The sequence below is a fragment of the Streptomyces sp. NPDC004539 genome (genome assembly GCF_040610055.1).
GTDB lineage: Bacteria > Actinomycetota > Actinomycetes > Streptomycetales > Streptomycetaceae > Streptomyces.
In genome coordinates this window covers 14,500-36,210 of sequence record NZ_JBEXLS010000043.1, presented here as the reverse complement: position 1 = coordinate 36,210, position 21,711 = coordinate 14,500, and the positions used below count along the sequence as shown (strand labels likewise).

Sequence of the window (21,711 nt, the reverse complement as noted above, 5' to 3'; positions counted from 1 at the left end):
CGATGGCGGCTGACACGCGCCCAGCGGAGGCCGACGAGCGGGTGGCCGGCCGTGCTACCCGGCTCAGGGCACGCGTCGACTACGACCGGCTGCCCTCGGGAACCGTGACGACACTCGTGCCGATCACGGCTGCGGACGGGGTCGGCTCCCTGGGCATCCTGCACACCCGCGGCGGTGAGCGCACCGTCGTGATATCCACCCACCCACGGAGCGATCTCTCCCGGCACTACGCCGCGCCCGCGATCCTCGAAGCGGGCTACGCCTTCTACGGCCACCAGTGCAGGGGGCTCAACAACGACGTCGACTGCGAGCACGAGAGACTGCTGTTCGACCTGGCGGCGGCGCTCAAGCACCTCAAGGAGGAGCGCGGGTTCGAATGCATCGTCCTGCTCGGCAACAGCGGAGGCGGGTCGCTGCTGACCTTCTACCAGCAGCAGGCGCGCACGGCCCCTCCGGGACGTCTCACCGACACCGCGGCGGGCGACCCCTGCGACCTGAACGCCCTCGACATGCCGGTGGCCGACGGGGTCATCGTCCTGGCGGCGCACCCCGGCGAAGGGAAGTCCATGCTCGCGTGGATCGACCCGTCGGTCGTCGACGAGTTCGATCCGGTCGCGGTCGATCCCACGCTGGACATGTACAACCCGGACAACGGATTCCGGGAACCTCCGGAGCCGAGCACGTACTCGACCGAGTTCCTCGACCGCTACCGCGCGGCTCAGCTGGCCCGCGTCGCCCGCATCGACGCCATCGCCCGCAGCAGGATCGAGGAGGCGGAACATCACCGGAAGGTGATCGGCCGCCCCGGCTTCGACGAACTGGGTCTGGGGGAGCGGCAGTACGCGGAACGCCGGTCGTTCGTGGGACACCACCTCGTGATCTACCGGACCGAAGCCCACCCCGCGTACACGGACCTGAGCCTGCACGCCTGGAGATCCACCCGGGAGGTCGGCTCCCTCGTCGGACCACGGCCGGACCGCCAGAACTACGCCCCGCAGGGTTTCGGCCGCTACCTGACCCCCAGGGCCTGGCTCAGCACCTGGTCGGCGCTCTCGTCCCGTGCCGCGCTCGAAGACTGCATCAAGGCGATCCACGAACCGCTGCTGCTGATCAACTACACCGCCGACGCGCTGTGCTTCCCGGACGACTCGCAGGCCCAGTTCGACTCGTGTCCCGCACAGGACAAGACGCTCCAGTTCTTCGACGCCGAGCACTTCGGCCTTCCCCTCACCGAACGTGCCAAGGCGATGCAGAGCCTCGTCGCATGGCTGCTCGACCGCTTCCCGGCACGTCGTTCCTGAGCTCGGTGACGAGCCCCGGTGCCGGGCGGTCCGCCCGGCACCGGGAGCACCCGGGCACGGCTCTCCCCCCCCCAACACCGAAACGGAGCAGAACGATGACCCACCCGACGCCGGCCCTCGAACGCCTCGCGGCAGCGTTCGCCGACGCCTTCACCGAGGGCGATGTGGATGCCCTCACGTCCTTACTCGACCCCGGCGCGGTCATCTGGCACAACCATGACCGCAGCAGCCAGTCCGTGGCGGAATGGCTGGGATTGGCCACCCACGTGCGCGCCGTGATGCGCATCCGCTACGACGACATCCGCCGCCACTACTTCCAGGACGGCTGGGTCCAGCAGAGCGTGGTGCGCAGCACCTCGCTGGACGGAGCCGAACTGGGCGCCGTGGAAGCGGTGTTCGTGGCACTGGTGCGGGACGCGAGGATCGTCCGCCTCGACGAGTACCTCGACTCGGCCCAGATCCCGATCCCTCTCCCCGCCGATGGCCCGTCCGAAGGAGGCTCATGACCACCACTGAAGCTGTCGCACTGCCCCTGGAGGGCGTGCGAGTTCTGGAACTCGGCAACTACATCGCGGCCCCTACCGCCGGCCGACTGCTCGCCGACTTCGGCGCCGAAGTCATCAAGGTCGAACGGCCGCGCACGGGCGACGAGTTGCGCAACTGGCGGCTCTACGCGGGCGACACGTCGATGCTCTACCGCACCGTCAACCGCAACAAGAAGTCCGTCGTCCTGGACCTGCGCGAACCACAGGGTCGCGAGGCCGTGCTGAAACTGGCCGCACGCAGTGACATCGTGCTGGAGAACTTCCGACCCGGGACGATCGAGAAGTGGGGGATCGGTCCGGCGGAACTCGACGCCGTCAACCCGGACATCGTCATCGCGCGTATCTCGGCGTTCGGGCAGACCGGCCCGCTGGCCGAGCGTCCCGGCTTCGCAGCGGTGGCCGAGGCGATGGGAGGACTGCGCAACCTGGTGGGGGAACCGGATCGGCCGCCGTCACGCACCGGTGTGTCCATCGGGGACTCGATCGCCGGACTCTACGCGGCGTTCGGCGCGGTCATGGCGTTGTACCAGCGGCAGACCCGGGAACGCCCGCCGCTGGACAGGCGCACCGTCGACGTGGCCCTCAACGAGGCTGTCCTGTCCATGATGGAGTCGCTCGTACCGGACCACCTCGCCTACGGCGTGGACCGGCAGCGTGTCGGCGGGAGGCTGGAAGGCATCGCGCCGTCCAACGCCTACCCGTGCGCGGACGGAGGCTCGGTGGTCATCGCCGGAAATGGGGACGCCATCTACAAGCGCCTGATGGTGGCTGCCGGCCGCGCCGACCTCGCGGCGGACCCGGAACTCGCGTCGAACGCGGGCCGGTGGACGCACCGGGACGAGATCGACGACGCCATCGCCACCTGGACCGCCTCGCTGACCCGCGCCGAGGTGCTTGCGCTGCTGGACGCGGCCGACGTACCCGCCGGTCCCATCTACACGGCCGCCGACATCTGCGCCGACCCCCAGTACCGGGCGCGCGGCATGATCCAGTACTTCGACGTGGACACCGGCGCCGCCGAACCCCGTCGCGTGGGTTTTCCCGGCATCGTGCCCGTGCTGGGCGGTACCTCGCTGCCGATCCGCAGTCTGGGGCCGGACCTCGGCGAACACACCGACGACGTCCTCGGGGGGCTTTGATGACCGAGATACTGCTGCGCGATGTCACCCTGCGGGACGGTCTCCAGCTCACCGGCACCACTCTGCCGACCGAACGCAAGGTCGGGATCGTCCGCGAATTGCTGCGGCTCGGCGTGCCGAGCCTGGAGGTCGGCTCGCTCGCCCGGCCCGACCTCGTGCCGCCGCTGGGCGACACCCTCGACGTCGTCGCGGCGCTGACCCCCGAGGAACTGGAGCGCTGCTGGGTGTGGGTCGCCACACCCCGGCACGTCGCCCGGGCCGTCGAGGCCGGGGCACGCAACGTCCAGTACTGCCTCTCGGTCTCCGACGCCCACAACCGGGCCAACATCGGGCGCGACGCGGAGGCGAGCCTCGCCGCCATGCCAGACGCGATCGAGACGGCCCTGGATGCGGGCGGCCGTATCCAACTCTGTCTGGCGACGGCCTTCACCTGCCCCTTCGACGGGCCCGTCGACCCCGATCGCGTCCTGCGGATCGTCGACGACCCCCGTACCGAGGGCGCCGTGGACGTGGTGCTGTGCGACACCCTCGGGCAGGCGACCCCGGCGGAAGCGTCGGCGCTGGTCGCACGGGTGCACCAGGCCCGGCCCGAAGCGCGGCTGGTCTACCACGGGCACGACACCTGGGGACAGGGCGTGGCGACCACGCTCGCGGCGGTGGCCGCGGGCGCGCGCATGGTCGACGGAGCGCTGGGCGGGCTCGGCGGCTGCCCCTTCGCGCCCGGCGCCAGCGGCAACACCGCCACCGAGGACCTGCTCTTCGCCCTGCGTCCGGACTGGCTGGACCCGGCGACGCTCGTCGCGCTCGCGGACCTCTCCGGCGAGCTGCTCGCGGAACTGGGCGAGCGGAACCGTTCGCGGGCCGTCGAAGGCATCCGGTCCCGCGCGGACGCCTTTCCCTGGACGGCCGCGTATTCGCACTCGGACGGCAGGGAAGAGGCGGTACGGTAGCCGGTGCCCGTTTCCACCTGCTCTTCCCCTACATGAGTCGGACCGGACGGTCAACGTCTGTGCGGCGCAAGGGGATTGAAGTCGCGCGTTCCGTATGGGGGGTGGAGCTTATCCCCCCCCATAAACCCGACCTGCCATGTCCGGCGCACAAGCGGTTGTGTGGAGTTGCGCCTCGGCCACGCCATCACCGGCCGTCGCGTTCTTTCTCCGTCTACCGGATATGAGGTCCCCTCCATGGAACGTCGCAAAGCGCTCGGACTGATCGCCGCAACAGGCGCCGCCGCCGCCTCCCTCACGGCCGCGCCCGCCTTCGGCGCGGAGACCGCCCGTGCGGGCGCAACGGCACAGCACAGGGGCAAGGGCGGCTACACCTTCGCGTTGGACAAGACCGTCAAGCGGACCTCGGTGCGGTTCACCAACCGTTTCGGCATCCAGGTCGCCGGCGACCTCTACGTACGCAAGGGCGCCCGGGGCAAGCTGCCCGCCCTCGTGGTCAGCGGCCCGTTCGGCGCGGTCAAGGAGCAGTCCTCGGGCCTGTACGCCCATGAGCTGGCCCGCCGCGGCTACGTCACCCTCGCCTTCGACCCCTCCTTCACCGGGGAGAGCGGCGGCAAGGTGCGCGACGTGGCCTCGCCCGACGTCTACACCGAGGACTTCAGCGCGGCCGTCGACTTCCTCGGCCTCCAGAAGGGCGTCGACCGCGAGCGGATCGGCGTACAGGCCGTCTGTGGTCTGAGCGGAATGGCGCTGACGGCGGCGGCTGCGGACAGCCGTATCAAGGCGGTCGTCACGGCCTCGATGTACGACATGTCACGCGGCATCTCCCGTGGCTACCAGGACAGCTACACGCGTGAGCAGCGCCAGAAGGTCGTGGACTACCTGAGCCGGCAACGCTGGGCCGACGCCGAGAAGGGCACCTACGCGCGAGGCTCCCACGAGGTCCCCTTCGACGCGGACAACAACGTCGCCCCCTCGAACCTCGTCCTGCCGAGGACTCTCCCGGCGGACGCCGACCCGATCACGACGATCTTCTTCGACTACTACCGCACCGAGCGCGGCTACCACCCCCGCTCGATCAACTCCACCACCGCGTGGACCTCGACCACACCGGCGTCGTTCTTCGCCTTCCGGCAGCTGACGGACCTCGACCTCCTGGCACCCCGCAAGGCCCTCCTGGTGGCCGGCGCGGACGCGCACTCCCTCTACTACTCCGAGGATGTCCGGGCGACGGCCCCCGACGCCATCGACCTCCTGATCGTCCCCGGCGCCGACCATGTCGACCTGTACGACCGCAAGGACCTCATCCCCTTCGACCAGATCGACGCGTTCTTCACCGAGCACCTCGCCTGACCCCGGACGCACACGGACCGTCAGGCCCCTCTCACGCCGGGGCATCGACATCCGGCAACAGCGCGAGGGCCTCCTCCACCGCCGTCAGGATCTCGACCGGCGCCTTGTCCAACGGCTCCCGAAGCGCTCGCCCCGTCCTCCAGCGGGTCGTGCGGCGAAAGGCGTCGGCCCGGGAGGCGTCGATGTCGCGGATCGCGTCGAGCACGGCGCGGTACGCCTTGGGGTCGTCGATGATCGTGGCCAGGCTGCTGCCCAGGTCGAGCGGGCGGCGGACGGGGACGGGGCGTGGATGCTCCTCGACCCACGTGTGGGTCCCGGCGCCGACCTCGTAGCGGGCGCCGGAGGGAAGGTCCACCAGGCCCCGTGCATTGGGTGGGATCTCCGCGTGGAAGTGCACGCGCGTGCCGTCGCGGCGCCAGCCGGCCCGGGCGGGTCCGTACGGTGTCTCGTGCCAGGCCGACGCGTCGTCGAGGTCGTCGAGGAGGGTGGGGGAGACGTGGACGACGCGGTACCCGGGTTCGGCGCAGGAGAGTCCGGCGACCCGGCGGTGCAGCCAGTCGGCGACGCCGCCGAGGGCGTAGTGGTTGAACGAGGTCATCTGGCCGGGGTTGACGGTGCCGTCGGGGAGCATCGAGTCCCAGCGTTCCCAGACCGTGGTCGCGTCCATGGTCACCGGGTAGAGCCAGGAAGGGCACTCGGTCTGGGTGAGCAGTCGCGAGGCCGCGTCCGTGTGGCCGGTGGCGGTGAGCGCCTCGCAGATGATCGGCGTGCCGACGAACCCGGTGGTGATGCGGTAGCCGGCCGCGCGGACGAGGTCCTTGAGACGGTCGCCCAGTGCCTGCCGCTGGTCCTCCTCGGCCAGGTCGAAGACGAGGGCGAGAGCGTACGCGGTCGGCGCGTCGGACATCATGCGCCCGCGCGGGGTGACGTAGGCGCCGCGGAAGGCGTCGGCGATGCGTGTGGCCAGGTTCGCGTAGCGGCGGGCGTCGAGGTCCCGGCCGAGCAGAGCCGCGGCTTTCGCGGTGAGGGCCGCAGAGCGGTGGAAGTACGCGGTGGCCACGATCCCGGCGTCGGTCTTGGCGTCACCGGGCCGTTCCGGCGGCGCGTCCGGGTCCAGCCAGTCCCCGAACTGGAGCCCCTCCTCCCACAGCAGCGAGTCCCCGGTCCGGGCGTGCACGACGTCGACCCACGCCGCCATGGCCTCGAAGCAGCGTCGCAGGACGTCACGGTCGGCGAAGCGTTCCCACAGGACGTCCGGTACGACCGTGATGGCGTCGCCCCAGGCCGCCACCGGCTGGAAGAGGCCCGGCACCTGGGGGATCACGGCGGGCACGACCATCGGCACCACCCCGCCCGCCGCCGTCTGCTCCAGCATGACGTCGTCCAGCCAGGACCGCAGGAAGCCGTCGCAGTCGTACAGGAACGCGGCCGTCGGCGCGAAGACCTGGATGTCTCCCGTCCAGCCGAGACGTTCGTCGCGCTGCGGACAGTCGGTGGGTACGGAGAGGAAGTTGCCCCGCATTCCCCATACGACGTTGTCGTGGAAGCGTTGAAGCAGCGCGTGGGAGGTGGTGAACCCGCCGGTGCGCGGCATGTCGGTGTGCAGGACGGCGGCGGTCACGTCCTCGGCGGCGAGAGTCCCCGGCCAGTCGTCGACCTGGACGTACCGGAAGCCGTGGAAGGTCCACCGGGGCTCCCACACCTCCTCGCCGGCACCGCTGAGTGTGTACCGGTCGGTGGCGGCGGCGTTGCGCAGGGGCCGCGTGCCCAGCTCCCCGTGCTCCAGCACCTCCGCGTGCCGCAGCGTCACGGTGTGCCCGCGCTCGCCCCGGACGCGGATGCGGACGCGTCCGACGAGGTTCTGCCCGAAGTCGAGCACCGTCTTGCCGCTCGGCGTGGTCAGCACCCTCTCGACCGGCAACTCCTCGACGACACGGACCGGCGGCAGGGTACGCGGGGTGGGAGTGACGTCGGGCACGGCGATCAGCTCGACGCCGGTCCAGCCGGCGGCGTCGTGCCCCGGCGCGGACCAGCCGGGCCGCTCCAGCCGGGCGTCGTACGTCTCCCCTTGATAGAGGCTCGCCGACACCACCGGCCCCGTGGACCAGGCCCAGCTCCCGTCGGTGACGACGGTGTCCACCGAACCGTCCTCGTACTCCAGCGTCAGCTGGGCGGCAGCGGCGGGTGCACCCTCGTAGAAGCGGCGCGCGGCGTCACGGAAGCCGTACCGCTCCGTGTACCAGCCGCCGGTCAGGACGATCCCCAGAGTGTTGGCGCCGGGACGGAGGTGCCCGGTGACGTCGGCGACGTCGAGGGACAGCCGCCACTGGTAGCTGGTCCAGCCGGGCTTGAGCTGCGCGTCGTCGACCGGGGCGCCGTTGACGTGGATGTCGTAGGCGCCGAACGCGGTGGAGTGCAGCAGGGCGCGGCGGACCGGACCGCGTACGTCGAAGGCCCGGCGCAGCAGATGGGGCTCCTCGGCACCGGAGCCGATGAAACGGGCCCGCCAGGCGGACAGGAAACCCGCGGTGACCGGGGAACCGGTGCTCCAGGCGGAGACCGAGCCGTCCGTGCCGTGGACCCGTACCCGTACGAGCGCCGACTCGCCCGGGGCGAGGGGCTCGAAGGGCCAGTAGACGAAGACCGAATCGGGTCCGTCGAGCGTCACGGTGGACGTCACGCCGTCGCGGGTGGCCGAGATGTCGGCGGCCCGCTGGGACCACTCCGGCAGTGTGGTCGTGGTCTTCCAGGTCAGGGCAGGACGAGGGTCCGGCACGAAGATCTCGCCGGTGTGTCCGACGCGTACGTCACGGACGCGGACCAGGGCGCTCATCGGGCCTCTCCGGTCACGGTGGCGGACAGGGGGCGGGCGGCGGAGCCATCTCCTGAGCTGCGGGTGCGCCGGATGATGAACATGCCGATCGCTCCCGAGACGAGCGCGAACAGGGCGAGCAGGGAGAAGAGGCCGGACGGACTCCAGTCGATCAGCGCCGGGGTGACCAGGGCGAAGCCCGCCGCCGCGAAACGGGCGACGGCCATCGTGGCGCCCTGCACGGTGGCGCGCGCGTTGACCGGGAACGACTCCTGGGTCCACACCTTGTACAGGGCCTCACCGATGAACGGGAAGGCGAGGTTGTACAGGACCAGCGCGGCGATCATCGCGGGCAGCACCTGGCCGCCCGTGACCGCGATGAGCAACTGGCAGACGGTGAACACGGCGACACCGGCCGCGAAGAAGCGGCTGCGCCACTTCGTGTCGGCGATCCGCGTGAACACGACCGTGCCAGCGAGGCCGATGAGCGTGGTGCAGAAGGACAGCGCGGTCGCCGTGGTCTGCGAGGTGCCGCCCACCGTCACGAGGAAATAGGTCTTGAACGAGCCGAAGGTGTTCGCGACCAGGGTGAAGAACAGGTAGAAGAGCGCGGTCGTGACGATCGTGCGGGCGAACTCCGGGCGACGGAACAGGGTGCGCAGGGGCAGTGCCTGCGAGGGGTCCACGCCGTCGGCGGTGTGCCGGTCCCCGGCCTCGGCCTCCAGCTCCCGGAAGGCGGGGTAGAACGAGCGGAAGACGAAGGTCAGGACGGCCAGCGCGGCCAGCACCGCGAAGATCAGGCGGATGCCGAGCACGTCCAGCCCGGACACGGCGAAGCCCATGAGGGTCGTGGCGACCACACCGGCGGTCCACATCACGTGCGTGAACGCGACCAGTCTGCCCTGGGCGCCCTCGGGTGCCCGCTCCGACAGCACCGCGATCGACGTCGGCAGGTCCGCCCCGGCGGCGACACCGATCACGATGACTCCGGTGACCAGGACGGCGGTGTTGGGGGCGCATGCCACGGTCAGCGCGGCTGCCGCGTACAGCAGGATGGTCAGGGAGAAGACGCGCCCGCGGCCCACGAGGTCGGCCAGCCGGCCGCCGGTCAGTGCCCCGACGGCGATGAACAGGGTCAGGGACGAGCCCAGCACTCCGACGGTCCAGACGCTGAGGCCGAAGCTCTCCTTCCACAGGGCCAGCCCCAGGCCGACCGAGATGATCGCCCCCGAGTCGAGGAAGGACGCCATGCCGGCGGCCACGGCCAGCATCCAGTGCCGGCGGTCGAGTGGCGGTGACGTCGTCGTCGGCTGCGCCATGAGACTCTCCGTTTTTCGGTAATACGATTTACTAGAGACGCAGGCATGACAGCACGAAGCCCCTCCCGTCGGTCAAGAGGTCGGCGGGTAAATTAGTGAATCGATTTACTTCGCAGTGGAGGCGCGGATCACGAGCTCGGGGGTGAACTCGACCTGCTCCGCCACCCGTTCGGCCTCTCCCGCGGCCGGTGCGCGCAGTGCGGCGATCTCGTCGAACAGCAGCTTCGCGGCAGCCGCTCCCAGCCGCGCGTGCGGAGTCCGTACGGAGGTCAGCGGGACGATCGTCGACTGGGCGAACGCGATGTCGTCGTAGCCCACCACCGCGATGTCCTCGGGCACGCGTATGCGACCGCCCGCCACGAAGGACTGGATGATGCCGATCGCGAGCAGGTCGTTGGCGCAGAAGAGCGCGTCGGGCCGGTCGGCCGGGGCCCGCTCCGCGAGGCGCTCGGCGCAGGCGATACCGGCCTCCACCGTGCGCTCCGGGACGGAGATCAGCTCCAGCCCGGCCTCCGGCACCTCCTCGATCACGGACAGCGCACCCCGCTGCCGGTCGGCGATCTGCTGAAGATCGGGGGACGAGGCGACGAACCCGATCCGCCGCCGTCCCAGCTCGACCAGGTGCCGGACGGCCAGGCGGGCGCCCGCGACATGGTCGATCGACACCGACGCCTGCGCGGGCGACACCGCGTGCCGGGCGCTGAGCACGCTGGCGATACCCCGGCGCCGCAGACGCGCCAGCTCGTCCTCCACCTCGCCGACCGGCGCGACGATGATCCCCGCCACCCGCTGCTGCTCGAACAGCTGGAGATACTCCCGCTCCCGGCGGCGCGAACCCGCGTCGTTCGCCATCAGCAGGTACATGCCCTCGGCGGACACCCGCTGCTCGATGGCCGTGGCGATCTCCGGAGTGGTCGCGCTCGCCAGCTCGAACGCCACGTAGCCGATGACCGGGCTCGCCCCGGTGCGCAGCATGCGGGCCGCGTCGTTCGGCACGAACCCGAGCGTCTCCACGGCCTGCCGGATGCGTTCCCTGGTCGCCTCCGAGATCTTGTGGGGCTTGTGGAAGTAGTTCGAGACCGAGGACTGGGAGACCCGCGCGAGCTCGGCGACATCCCGAATCGTGACCTTGTTCAGCGGTCCTCCCGGCGCTGGTGATGTTCGTGCCGGTCATCGTAGTGCGGGGCCGGCCTGTGCTGATCCGCCGTCGACGGCGCGCTCGCGGACGCTCCCGGTCAGTCCTTCCGGGATGTGTCCGGGTGCGGTGTGGGATCGGGCAAGGGTTCCGTGTTGCGGCTGCTGAGGCCGTCGAGGGAGATGCGCAGCAGGCGGCGCCACTGGCCCGGGTGGGTGTCGCCGGTCGTCAGGACGGCCTGGGTGAGGGAGCCGCTGAGCAGGACCAGGTCGGCGGTGGTGACGTCGGGGCGCAGGAGACCGGCGTCCAGGCAGCGGGTGCGCAGCTCGTCGATGAAGGAGTGGCAGCGCTGGGCGCAGGCGGGGGTGGGGCCGCCGTTGGTGGTGTAGCTCTCGACGACTGCCCGGTTGCGGGACTGTGTGGTGAGCATCTGCTCGAAGAACCCGGTCAGTGCCTGCCAGGGGTCTTCGGTGGCGGTGGCCCGCTGGTGGGCGTCGGCGAGCCAGGAGCCGAATTGCAGTTCGAGGACGGTGAGGAGCAGATCGTCCTTGGTGGGGAAGTGGCGGTAGAGCGTGCCCATGCCGACACCGCTGCGCCGGGCGATCTCGCGGACGTCGACGGCGCCGCCGTGCTCGGCGAACACGGTGCCGGCCGCCTCGATGATCGCGGCGCGGTTGCGTTCGGCGTCCGCGCGGCGGCTGCGCTTGGCGGGGGTGGGGCTGGGCTGGTCGGCGAGGGTCACGGCATTCAGGGTACAGGCAGCTCCCGGCGTTGCGGAGCGGCTGCTCCGGTTGTACTACCTTCAAGAGGAGCGCTTGCTCCGCTTTGGTGGTGCGGGGCGCGCTACGCCCTCACCGGCAGGTTCCCGCCTGCGCACGGCGTTCCACCGGACCACCGGCGGGGAACGGCCCGCGACACAGAGAAGAGATCGCTCCCATGGCAACACTCGGCTTCATCGGCAGTGGCAGCATCAGCACGAAGATCGCCCGGCTCGCGGTCGCGGCGGGGATCGACGTCGTCCTGTCCAACTCGCGAGGTCCCGAGAGCCTGGCCGAGACGGTGGCGGACCTCGGGGAGCGGGCGCGGGCAGCCACGCCGCGGGAGGCGGCCCAGGCGGGGGACTGGGTGGTGGTGAGCATCCCGCTGTCCGCCTACCGGGAACTTCCGGCCGCCGAGCTGGCGGGCAAGGTCGTGCTCGACACGATCAACTACTACGCGATGCGCGACGGGCGGATCGAGGTCCTCGACTCGGGCAGGACCACCACCGGCGAACTCGTGCAGGAACACCTGGCCGGCGCGAAACTGGTCAAGGCGTTCAGCAGCATCAGCGATTTCCACATCCCCGCGCTCGCACGTCCCGCGGGCGCCACCGACCGTACCGCCCTGCCCATCGCCGGCGACGACCCGCGGGCCAAGGAGGACGCCGCGGACCTGATCAGCCGGCTCGGCTTCGACACCGTGGACGTCGGCCCGCTGACCGAGAGCTGGCGCTTCGAACCGGAGACCGACCCCTACGCGGTGCCGTACTACGCCGTCCCCGATGTCGTGACGACCTTCTGGGCTGAGGTGGGTGAAGCCCTCCGGTCCGGCACCGTGCCCCAGACGCCGCCCCCCGCCGACCCGGGCGTCCCGCTGCCCGCGGCGCGGCTGCGCACCCTGCTCGCCGACACCCCCCGAAAGCTCACCGCCGACCGCGTGGTCGCCTGACCCCCGATCGTCCCTTGCGGCCCCTGCCCCACCCGAGGGACCCGCCCGGGTCCCTCCCACTTCCTCAACGAAGGACGCCCCCATGCACCTCCTGATCCTCGGCGCGACCGGCCCCACCGGCCGCCACGTCGTCGACCTCGCCCTCAAGGCCGGCGACACGGTCACTGTCCTGGCCCGCAGACCCGAGGCCCTTCAGGACCTGGCGGACCGCGTCACCGTGATCGCCGGGGACGCCACTTCGCGCACCGACGTCACCAAGGCCATGACCGGCCAGGACGCCGTCGTCTCCACCCTCGGCAGGAGCATGTCCGTGCGCGCCGACGGCCTGTTCACCCGCGCCGCGGCGGCCGTCGTCGCAGCGGCCCAGGAACAAGGGGTGTCCCGCCTGGTGTGGATGTCCTCGTTCGGTGTGGGAGACACCTACCGGTCGGCGAGCGCCATCCAGAAGGTCATGTACCGCACCTTCCTGAGGGACATCTACGCCAACAAGGACCTCGCCGAGAAGGCGATCCGCTCCAGCGGCCTGGACGCTGGTCTACCCGACCCTGCTGACCAAGGGCCCCGCGAAAGGCACGTACCGCGCCGCCGACCGCCTCCCGATGAAGGGCAACCCGAGGATCAGCCGTGCGGACGTCGCCGCGTTCCTGCACGAGGCGGCCCACAGCTCCGAGTGGGCCGACCGCGAGGCCGTCATCACCGACTGACGGCCGCCGCGATCGTGCCCCGGCGGTCAGGCTCCGGGGTGCAGTCCGAGCCGGCCGGGGGTGGGGTCGCCCTCGACCTCGCCGAAGTACAGCGCGAAGGTCTGCTTCCAGCGCTCCACCTCCGCACGGTCGGCCATGAACTTCGGGAATCCGTCCACGTGGGCGTTCGGGTAGTCCCACAGCTGCCTGAGCCCGGCCGGGGGCGTGATGTCGGTGCGCACCGACCATCCGTTGAAGGAGTTCCGCTGCCACTCCGTGGACAACTGCCAGTTGAGGAACAGCTTGGCAGCCGTGGAGTTCCTGGCCTGCTTGAGGACGGCCATGCGCTGGCCCCAGCCCATGAAGGGGTGCCCGTCGGCGATCACGAACCGCGCGGGCGACGACGCGGAGGGGACCGCTGACCCGGCGGTGCCGATCCCGATCGCCTTCTGCCCGCCGAAGACGGCGTCGCCCGGCGAGTTGCTGCCCCGCGCGAACCGCACGTCCTGGGCGGCGAGCCTGGCCACCCAGTCCCAGCCGTAGGTGCGGGCGTACAGCGAGTAGAGGTAGAGGACCGCGTCGTCGTCGTGCGGGAAGGAGGAGGCGATCTTCCCCTTCCACTTCGGGTCGACCAGGTCGTGCGGGGTACGCGGGGCGTCCGAGCCGACCGCCGCGGTGCCGTACAGGAAGCTGAACGCTATTGCCCCGGTGGCCACCCAGGCGCCCTGCGGGTCCTTGAAACCGTCGTACACCTTGGAGAACCCGGCGGGTTTGTAGTGCAGCAGCCGCCCCTGCTGCTTCCAGCGGACGAAGTCCTGGAGAGTCTGGAGCTGTACGACGTCGGGGACGAGGGTGCCGGTGGCGAACTGGTTGTCGATGCGGACGTCGTGGTACTTGCTGTAGTCGACGATCAGCGTCAGGTCGATGCCGGGGAACCGGGCCTTGAAGCCCGCCTTCGTGCCGTCCTGTTGGGTCGGGGTGTCCCCGCCGGCGTACACGACCAGCTTTCCGCCCTCCTTGAGGGCGGCGCGGTAGAGCTCGTCGAGACTGCGGGTCTCCTCGGGGCCGGTGTGACGCCGGGCGGCGGGCGCGGGCGCGGCCGAGGCCGCGGGCGCCGTGACGCCGGCCGCGCCGAGACCGAGGGCGACACCGGTACCGGTGGTGAGGAGACGTCGTCTGCTGAGGAAACTGGACACGCTGAAGGGGCCTTTCTGATGGGGGGTGTAGGTGCCCGGCGCCGGGGACGAGCGTCATTGTCGTCCGCCCTGGCGCGGCCCCGCGTCGTCCGGACGGACGGACGGGGCCGCCGGGAGGGTGAAACCGCGTTCAACCGATCGGTTGAACGAAGACGGCTCTTGACGGTCACTCGCGTGGAACGCCTCGACCGCCAAGAGCCGCTGTCACGTCAGGCCGTCGGGCTCAGCCTGAGCTGACGCCGTGGGAGGCGAGAGGGGCGGGCCATGCGAAGGGCTTCCACCCGCCTGTGACGCCGCGCAGCGTGCGCGTCTGGTTGATGTTGCCCAGCTCCGCCGACTGCTCGCCGGGGCAGTCCTTCTGGGCCTCGTCGGCCGTCAGGTTCCGGTAATGCAACAGCACATACCCGGCGCTGGGGTCCTCCAGCTTGACCTGGAAGTCCTTGTCGTACCAGATGTAGTGGCCGTAGAACCTCGATGGGAAGTGCAGCTCCCAGTCGCCCGTGATGACCTGTTCGCCGGTCGCCCGCGTGGTCCATGCCATCGTGAACGGTGTCATGTGCTGGGTGATGCTCTCGGACGTGGTGTGGCTCTTGTCGAAGTTCCTTGAGAAGTTGATCGACGCCGCCCCGTTGAGGATGTCCAGCAACTGCGCGGTCGTCGACAGGCTGAGCCCCACCTGCTCCTGCTCCGCCGTGGTCTCCGACCAGCTCCAGGTGCGGTCGACGGTACCGCCGCAGTTGATGATGGTGTTGCCGACCTGGTGCTCCGGGCCGATCATGCCCGTGGACAGCTGCGTGGGGGTGAACTTGCAGACGTCCGCCTTCTTGCACTGCGAGAGCAGTTGCTCGTGCGTGGGCACGGTCTCCGCGCTCGCGCTGGTCGTGGCCATGGCCAGCAGGGCGCCGGCCGCGAGAACCGACATCCCCGCGGACGCGGTTCGCCGCAGACGGGTGAACCGGCGCGAGGATCTTTCGTTTCGCTTCACGAAACTTCTCCGTACCTTGTGTGGGAGGGGAACCGCCATGCGGCACCTGGGGGGCCGCCGGCAGGGAAGCACAGGCCGCACGGCATCGTTCCGAACGGGCCGACCTGGTGTTCCGGCGCCAACATTCCGGCACCGGAAGGTTGTCCAGTACCTCCCTTCGCGGTCGCAGACAATCCGGCAGACGCCGGGACGGGTCACGGAGCACCCCTCCGGAAGGGTGGACGGCACGTGACTTGCCGTCGTCGTATCCGCTGTCGCCCCGTCGCGCGGTGGGGTCGGCCGACGGCCGAAGAAGTCGTGGACCGCCCGCCGGATCAGCCCGAGCACACCCTGCGGTAGGGCACGTCCGGCGCGTACGTCCGCCACTGAGCCCTGGTGAGGTTCGTACCGCCGACTCGGGTGCAGACCAGCTCCACGGCTTGGGCGGGGCCGACGGTGTACCGCTGGAGGGGCACGTGGGCGCCGGCCGCGTACAGGGTGGCGCTGTCGGTGCTGAAGGAGAGGGACGTGATGGCCTCGTCGGGCGTGGACAGGACGCTTCCGAGAGGCTGCTGGGTCGCGATGTCCCAGAGCTGGAGACTGCCGGAGTCGCCGCCGACGGCGAGCGTGCTGCCGTCGGGACTCAGGGCGAGGGCGCCGACCGCCTCGGCGGTGTCGCCCAGCGGGCCGGGGAAGACGCTGCGTAGCACGCCGGCGCTGTGGCGTACGTCCTTGTCCCACAGGGTGACCCGGCCGGTCAGGTCACCGGCCGCGAAGCGGGAGCCGTCGGGAGCGAAGGCCAGGGCGCCGACGCCCGCACCCCGCACGAGGTCGGGGGTGGTGAGGGCGCCGGAGGGCAGGTGCACGGCGGCGTCGTCGGTGACGAGCAGCCGTCCGTCGGGGCGCAGCGCGAGGTGGGCGGAGTCGGTCGGGTACACGGCGGTACGCCGGTGGCTCGCGATGTCCCAGACCTCGTTGCTGAAGTTGCCCACTCCGGAGGCGCGGATCGTGTACAGGGTGCGCCCACCGTTGCCGAGGGCCAGGTCCACCACAGCCCCCGGGAGGTCCAGCGTGCTGATACGGCGGCCCCGGGCCGTATCCCAGACGGTGAGCTGCTGGGGGAGACCGTACCCGCTGGAGTCGGACGCGCCGTACACGAGAGCGGTGCTGTCGGCGCTGAACGCCAGCAGAGGCGCGATGCTGGAGGAAGGGGCCGCAGGGGGCGTGCCGGACGGGACGAGCGACGGCGGGGACGGCAGCGTGCGCTCCCCCTGCGTCGGGTCGGTGTCGCGGAGCCGGACGCGATAGGAGCCGCCCTGGCGCTCCATGACGGCTAGCGTGCGGCCGTCCGGGCTCAGTGCCGTCGCCGCAGGTGGAGGGTCGACCCATGGCGCGGTGACGGCCGGCGTGACGTCGAGGGTGTGGACGGTGCCGCCTTCGACATAGCGCAGCAAGGGGCGTGTGGGGTCCCAGGCCGGGGCGGCGGAGAGGTGCTGGTCGTCGAGGGGGTGCCGGAAGACCGGTGCGGCCGGTGCGGACAGCCGCCAGATCTTGATCTCCAGCGCGTCCGTGGTCGCCAGGAGGGTTCCGTCAGCGCTGAAGGCCGCGGTCGACACGTTCGGCACATCGAGGCGGGCGATCCCGTGTCCCGTGCCGGTGTCCCAGATCTGGACGTCGCGCGAGGACACGACAGCGAACCGGCCGGCGGCACCGAACAACAGCGTCGCGTGGTCGTCCGCGCAGACCTCGTCCTCCTTCTCCCATCCCCCGCGCACGACACGCCGGTCGCTCACTTCGTAGACACGCGGACCCTGTCCGGCGGGGCAGAACGCCATCAGCCGGCCGCCCTGGCTCGCTGCCACGTCCGTGGTCGAGGAGACCGTGGCCTGGAACCGCGCCTGGCCGTCGGAGACCGAGCGCAGCCGTACCAGGTCGCTGTCGAGGCCGTTCTCGGAGTAGAGGCCGCCGTCGGCGAACAGGATGACGGTGCCCGGTGTCGGCGCGGGTCCACGTGTCCATCGATCGGTGGCCGTGTCCCACAGCCGGGTGTGGCCGTCGGCTCCCAGGACGGCGAGGATACGGCCGTCGGGCGCGACCGCGGAGACCTGGCCGTCGGGCAGCCGGCCGGACGCGATCCGGCGGTGCGCGGCCACGTCCCAGGTCCGCCAGGTCCGGCCGTCGATGCTGAGCAGGGTGCGGCCGGAGTCGGTCAGGTACCGGGCGAGCGAGTTGCCCGGCGTGGGGTCGGCGAAGGTGTCCGTCTCGGGCTGCGTGAGGGCGCCGAGCAGCGCCCGGCGGGTCTCGGGCAGCCGCGAGACCCGCCAGGCCGCGACACCGAGGAGCCCGGCGGTGCGCGGATCGGTGGTGCGCAGGGCATCGGCGACCTCGGCGATCCGGCGGGCGGCGTCGTCGGTGGTCCGGCGGCGGTTGTCGGCGTGCTGCTGCCAGGCGGCGAGCCCGGCGACCAAGGCCACCGCCAGCACTGCCGACAGCGTCGTCAGCAGGGTCCGGTTGCGGTGCCTGGATCGTGCGGCTGCCCGGGCCTCCGCCTCCCGGGCCTCGAACGCGGCGCTCAGGAAGGCCCGTTCGGTCGTGGTCAGCGCGGGGTCGTCGAGGGGAGCGGGGAAAACCTCCTGGGCGCGGGCGAGCCGGCTGCCCCGGTACAGGGTGCCGGGATCACGGTCGTGCTCCAGCCACACCCGAGCCGCCTCCGTCAGGGCCCGGTGATGCCGCAGCCGCTCGCGGTCCTCCTCGATCCAGCCCTGGAGCCGGGGCCAGCAGGTGATGAGTGCCTCGTGGGCGAGGTGGACACCGTCGTCGTCGACGGTCAGCAGCCGGGCGCGGGTCATGGCTTCTTCGGCGACCCGTACGTCCGGATCAGAGCACTCGGCGAGTTCGGCCCGGGGCAGCGGGCGCCGGGTGTCGGGGGCGCCGAGCCCTGGCTCGATCATGCGCAGCAACAGGTGCCGGGCGGCTCGCGCCTGCGTGTCCGACAGCCGTTCGTACGTCTCCTCCGCGCTCGCCGCGATCGAGCCCCGCATCCCGCCGACCGCCTCGTACGTCGCCAGGGTCAGCATCCGGCCGCGTCGGCGCCGCCACGTCTCCAGCAGCGCGTGGGACAGCATCGGCAGCCCCCCGGGCTCGTCGAGCACCTCCGCCACGATCCGCGCCGTCAGATCCCGCTCGACCATCAGTCCGGCCGCCTGCGCGGGCCTGGTCACCACGTCCCGGAGCTCCACGGCACTCATCGGTCCGACCAGCAGCCCGGCTCCGTGCAGGGCCTCGGCGAGCTCCCGGTGCTCACCGCAACGGACGTAGAAGTCGGCTCGTACGGCGATCAGGACCCGTAGGCGGCTCGCCGGGGCACGGGCGGCGAGCAGCAGGTCGATGAAGCGTGCCCGCTCGGCCTTGTCCCGGCACAGGGTGAAGACCTCCTCGAACTGGTCCACCATCACCCATGCCTCCGGCTCGTCGGTGGCCGGCGTCAGCAGATGCCCGTACGTCTCGGCGGGGCGTGGTCCGGGCGTGAGCACACGGAGTACCGCGGGGCTCTCACCGGAGACCTTCTCCCGGAGCCGAGGGACGAGCCCGGCACGCAGCAGCGACGACTTGCCGCTGCCGGACGCCCCGAACACCACCGCGAACCGGTGGTCGCGGACCAGTTCGCACAGTTGCTCGACGAGTCGGTCCCGCCCGAAGAACACCTCGCGGTCGTCCGGCTCGAAGCGGGCCAGTCCCCGGTACGGAGGTGCCACGTCCCGCTCGTCCGCGCGCACCGCTCCCGCCGCTTCGGCCTCGGCCTCCCTCCAGCGCGTCTCCCACTCCGCCGGATCGCCGCCACAGGCCCGCACATACGCTCGCAGCACGTCGAGCGAGGGCAGTCGCGTGCCGGAGGCAGCCTGTGCCAGTGCGGCGGTCGAGACGTGGGCCTGCCCGGCCATCCGGCGGTACGTCGGCCGCCCGGCCCTCTCCCGCAGTTCCCGCAGCTCATGGGCGAGCCGTTGTATCGGACCGGCCGTCGGATCGACCGGCTTCTCCGGACGCCCCATGCGACTACCTGCTTCCCTTCGTCGGCCGTCGGAGTGCGGGGGATCGCGGCCCGTCCGCGCCTGCGGTGACCGGCACGGCCGACGTCACCCCAGACCGAACAGGGCACGCGCGTTGCCGTGGGCGATCTTGCGGCGGTCGAGTTCGCTGATCGGCGCCCGCTCGATCCAGTCCGCCCCGTCGGCGTTGCGCGAGTAGGGGTAGTCGACGGAGAAGAGGATGCGGTCGGCGCCGACCGTGAGAACCGCGTTGATGAGGGCGTGGTCGGAGAAGTTGCCGCTGGTCGTGATCCAGATGTTGTCGGCGACGTACTCCGGGAGAGTCTTCTGGAGCCTCTTGTCGAAGGGGTTCGCGTCGAACATGTGCTGGGTGCGCCAGAGAAGGGCGGGCAGTGCCTCTCCCATGTGCCCCAGGATCAGCTGGGCGGTGGGGAACCGGTCGAAGTGACCGCCGAGCAGGAGCCGTACCGCGTGCGACGCCGTCTCGGTGCCGAAGCCCCAGGTAGCGCCCTTCATCTCCGGATGCCCTTCGTAGAGCGCGAGGCCCCCGCTCAGGGAGGGGCGCGGGTGCAGGTAGAGAGGAACCTGGAGTTCGCACAGCGCTTCCCAGAACGGGTGGTAGGCCGGGTCGTCCAGGTAGCGGCCGTGTGCCGGATCGGTGGTGTTCGTGTAGCCGTTGATCAGCACGCCCTTGAAGCCGAGGTCACGGATGGCGCGACGCAGTTCCCTGACGGCGTTCACCGGTTCCTGGAGCGCCACCGCCGCGAATCCGGAGTAGCGGTCGGGATGCCGGGCCACCTGTTCGGCCAGGAAGTCGTTCTGCCGACGGGCCTCGGCGGTCGCCCTGACCGGGTCGGTGATGATCTGCACGCCGGGAGCCGTCAGGGAGATGATCTGGTGCTCGATACCGGACGCGTCCATGCTGGCCAGGCGCATCTCGTCGAACTCCCCGAGCCTCTCCTGGACCGGCCGGTAGAACTCCGGTGTGACCCCGCCCCCGCGGGACGTCTCGGCCAGCGCGGCCTCGTCACCGAGAACCCGGGCCACGCTGTCCGGATGCTCGTAAGCCTCCTCCAGGGTGATTTTCGGCAGACGGGTGCTGTTCATGCGTTACCTCGCTTGTCACGGACGGACCGGTGGCCGCTCACCGGGACGGTCGATGCCTCATCGACGTGCGCCTCGCGTTCATACTTCCTCGCAGGAGCCCACAGCCGACTGCTCGCCGGAGCGGTCCTGCCTAGCCGAAGGAGCAGGTCATCGACACCGGAACCCTGAAGGCCGTGCTCGCCCTGCTGCGCGCGCCCGACGCGGAACTGCTGCCCCGCCTGTCGGAGCTGCTGGCCGGCTCTGTTCCGCATGCCGGGGTGGCCGTCCTGGTGCGCGGCGAAGTACGCGCGTGGGGAAAGGAACTGGCGGACGGAGGGGCGGAACCGACCGTCGCCGATCTGACGGCCCTCGCCAGGGACGTCACACCGGGCAGCACCCGGTACGGGCCTGTCGTACTCGGCGGCACAGCCCGGCAGGCACTCGCGGTACTGCCCGCCGACCCGGCGGTCGCGGGCTGCGTCCTGGTCGTGGTCGACCCCGCGGACTCCGACGAGGGACGTGCTGTCGCGCAGGCACTGGGGGAGATCGCGCTGGTACGGCTGACGATGCTCGTCCAGCCCGGTCCGGCCGACCTGACACACCTGCTCACCCGGAGGATCGCCGCCGGCGAGCACGCGAAGGACATGCTGATCCTCAAGGACGAGCACTCGGCCACGCTGACCGCGGTGCTGGGTGCGCTCCGGTCGCGCCGGTTCGACGACGCCACCGCTCGTGAGGCGGCCGTGTCGATCGCCTCGTCCGCGTTGACCGCCGCCCGGACCGACTCCGTCGCGGGAGAACGGACCGCGGGTGAGGCGTTCGACGTGATCGCCCAGCGGTTGCGGGGGCTGGCCCGGCACAACGGCTTCCGACTGGAGTTGGCGCGACCGCGGCACGCCGACCGGTTGCTGCCACCCGCTGTCGTGGAGGGGGGAATCGCGGTCGTACGGGGATGCGTGCTGGTCATGCTGGAGCACACGAGGCTGAGCCGGATCAGGATCGCTTGGGAGGTGGAGGACGGCCGACTGGTGGTGAGCGTCCGCGACGACGGAGACGGGGAGCTGTTTCCGGAGGCGCTGGCCGAGTACCGGTTGCGGGAACGACTCGTCGCGCTCGGCGGCGACTTCGCCATCGAGGCCGTCCCCGGCTGGGGCACCTCGGTCACCGCGCGATTCCCGCTGACCCCGGCACCGTCCCCCCGGCCGGATCTCCTGGAAGGGCTCAGCCGACGCGAACTGGAAGTCCTGACCGAACTGGCCCGCGGGCACAGCAACCGGGGCATCGCCGCACGATTGCACATCACCGAGCACACGGCGAAGTTCCACGTGGCCAACATCCTGTCCAAGCTCGGAGTGCGCACGAGGGGCGAGGCCGCCGCGGCAGCGAGGGCGGCGCACCTGTGACCACGGCCTGGCCCATGAGGTTGCCGTCCCCGGAAGGCCGAGATACTTCACGACCCGGGTGAGACGTCTCCCACG

At 71.1% G+C, this 21,711-nt stretch carries 15 protein-coding genes and 1 pseudogene; 8 read left to right on the top strand and 8 right to left on the bottom strand.

The window, feature by feature from the left end; translation table 11 throughout:
• The first annotated feature begins 2 nt into the window (after positions 1-2).
• The 5 genes from ABZX85_RS47005 (at position 3) to ABZX85_RS46985 (ending at position 5,285) form a co-directional block, all read left to right on the top strand.
• Positions 3-1,301: a hypothetical protein gene (locus tag ABZX85_RS47005; RefSeq protein ID WP_355884258.1), complete on the top strand. Its 1,299-nt coding sequence runs from the start codon at positions 3-5 to the stop codon at positions 1,299-1,301.
• A 95-nt stretch (positions 1,302-1,396) separates the two neighbouring features.
• Positions 1,397-1,807, top strand: a complete 411-nt coding sequence (locus tag ABZX85_RS47000; RefSeq protein WP_355884256.1) for a hypothetical protein — start codon at positions 1,397-1,399, stop codon at positions 1,805-1,807.
• Entirely contained in the window at positions 1,804-2,985 is a 1,182-nt protein-coding gene (locus tag ABZX85_RS46995; RefSeq protein ID WP_355884254.1) for a CoA transferase, read from the top strand. The genes ABZX85_RS47000 and ABZX85_RS46995 overlap by 4 nt, the downstream gene beginning before the upstream one ends.
• Entirely contained in the window at positions 2,985-3,935 is a 951-nt protein-coding gene (locus tag ABZX85_RS46990) for a hydroxymethylglutaryl-CoA lyase (RefSeq protein ID WP_355884253.1), read from the top strand. Before ABZX85_RS46995 ends, ABZX85_RS46990 begins: the two co-directional genes overlap by 1 nt.
• Positions 3,936-4,169: 234 nt before the next feature.
• Complete coding sequence (locus ABZX85_RS46985; RefSeq protein WP_355884251.1) at positions 4,170-5,285, top strand: alpha/beta hydrolase; 1,116 nt, start codon at positions 4,170-4,172, stop codon at positions 5,283-5,285.
• Positions 5,286-5,316: 31 nt separating this feature from the next.
• On the opposite strand, the gene ABZX85_RS46980 is transcribed toward ABZX85_RS46985, so the two are convergent.
• The 4 genes from ABZX85_RS46980 to ABZX85_RS46965 form a co-directional block, all read right to left on the bottom strand.
• On the bottom strand, positions 5,317-8,118 hold the full coding sequence (locus tag ABZX85_RS46980) for a family 78 glycoside hydrolase catalytic domain (RefSeq protein WP_355884249.1): 2,802 nt from the start codon (positions 8,116-8,118) through the stop codon (positions 5,317-5,319).
• On the bottom strand, positions 8,115-9,416 hold the full coding sequence (locus ABZX85_RS46975; protein ID WP_355884247.1) for an MFS transporter: 1,302 nt from the start codon (positions 9,414-9,416) through the stop codon (positions 8,115-8,117). Before ABZX85_RS46975 ends, ABZX85_RS46980 begins: the two co-directional genes overlap by 4 nt.
• A 105-nt stretch (positions 9,417-9,521) precedes the next feature.
• The gene (locus ABZX85_RS46970) at positions 9,522-10,538 is read right to left on the bottom strand and encodes a LacI family DNA-binding transcriptional regulator (RefSeq protein ID WP_355884295.1); all 1,017 of its coding nucleotides are present in this window, start codon (positions 10,536-10,538) and stop codon (positions 9,522-9,524) included.
• Positions 10,539-10,651: 113 nt separating this feature from the next.
• Entirely contained in the window at positions 10,652-11,293 is a 642-nt protein-coding gene (locus tag ABZX85_RS46965; RefSeq protein WP_355884245.1) for a TetR/AcrR family transcriptional regulator, read from the bottom strand.
• 194 nt (positions 11,294-11,487) lie between these two features.
• Between ABZX85_RS46965 and ABZX85_RS46960 the strand changes: the two genes are divergently transcribed.
• Both ABZX85_RS46960 and ABZX85_RS46955 read left to right on the top strand, forming a co-directional pair.
• Positions 11,488-12,258 carry an NAD(P)-binding domain-containing protein gene (locus tag ABZX85_RS46960; protein ID WP_355884243.1) on the top strand — a complete coding sequence of 257 codons (771 nt, stop codon included), beginning with the start codon at positions 11,488-11,490 and terminating at the stop codon, positions 12,256-12,258.
• Positions 12,259-12,340: 82 nt separating this feature from the next.
• Positions 12,341-12,962: pseudogene (locus ABZX85_RS46955) on the top strand (NAD(P)-binding oxidoreductase).
• Between the two features lie 26 nt (positions 12,963-12,988).
• On the opposite strand, the gene ABZX85_RS46950 reads toward ABZX85_RS46955, so the two are convergent.
• The 4 genes from ABZX85_RS46950 to ABZX85_RS46935 form a co-directional block, all read right to left on the bottom strand.
• The gene (locus tag ABZX85_RS46950) at positions 12,989-14,137 is read right to left on the bottom strand and encodes an extracellular solute-binding protein (RefSeq protein ID WP_355884241.1); all 1,149 of its coding nucleotides are present in this window, start codon (positions 14,135-14,137) and stop codon (positions 12,989-12,991) included.
• 223 nt (positions 14,138-14,360) lie between these two features.
• Entirely contained in the window at positions 14,361-15,122 is a 762-nt protein-coding gene (locus ABZX85_RS46945) for a hypothetical protein (RefSeq protein ID WP_355884239.1), read from the bottom strand.
• A gap of 314 nt (positions 15,123-15,436) precedes the next feature.
• Positions 15,437-19,150 (bottom strand): helix-turn-helix domain-containing protein, encoded by a 3,714-nt coding sequence (locus ABZX85_RS46940; protein ID WP_355884237.1) that lies wholly within the window; start codon positions 19,148-19,150, stop codon positions 15,437-15,439.
• Between the two features lie 84 nt (positions 19,151-19,234).
• The gene (locus ABZX85_RS46935; RefSeq protein ID WP_355884235.1) at positions 19,235-20,254 is read right to left on the bottom strand and encodes an amidohydrolase family protein; all 1,020 of its coding nucleotides are present in this window, start codon (positions 20,252-20,254) and stop codon (positions 19,235-19,237) included.
• Positions 20,255-20,427: 173 nt separating this feature from the next.
• On the opposite strand from ABZX85_RS46935, the gene ABZX85_RS46930 reads away from it, so the two are divergent.
• Positions 20,428-21,636: a LuxR C-terminal-related transcriptional regulator gene (locus tag ABZX85_RS46930; protein ID WP_355884233.1), complete on the top strand. Its 1,209-nt coding sequence runs from the start codon at positions 20,428-20,430 to the stop codon at positions 21,634-21,636.
• The last annotated feature ends 75 nt before the right edge of the window (positions 21,637-21,711 follow it).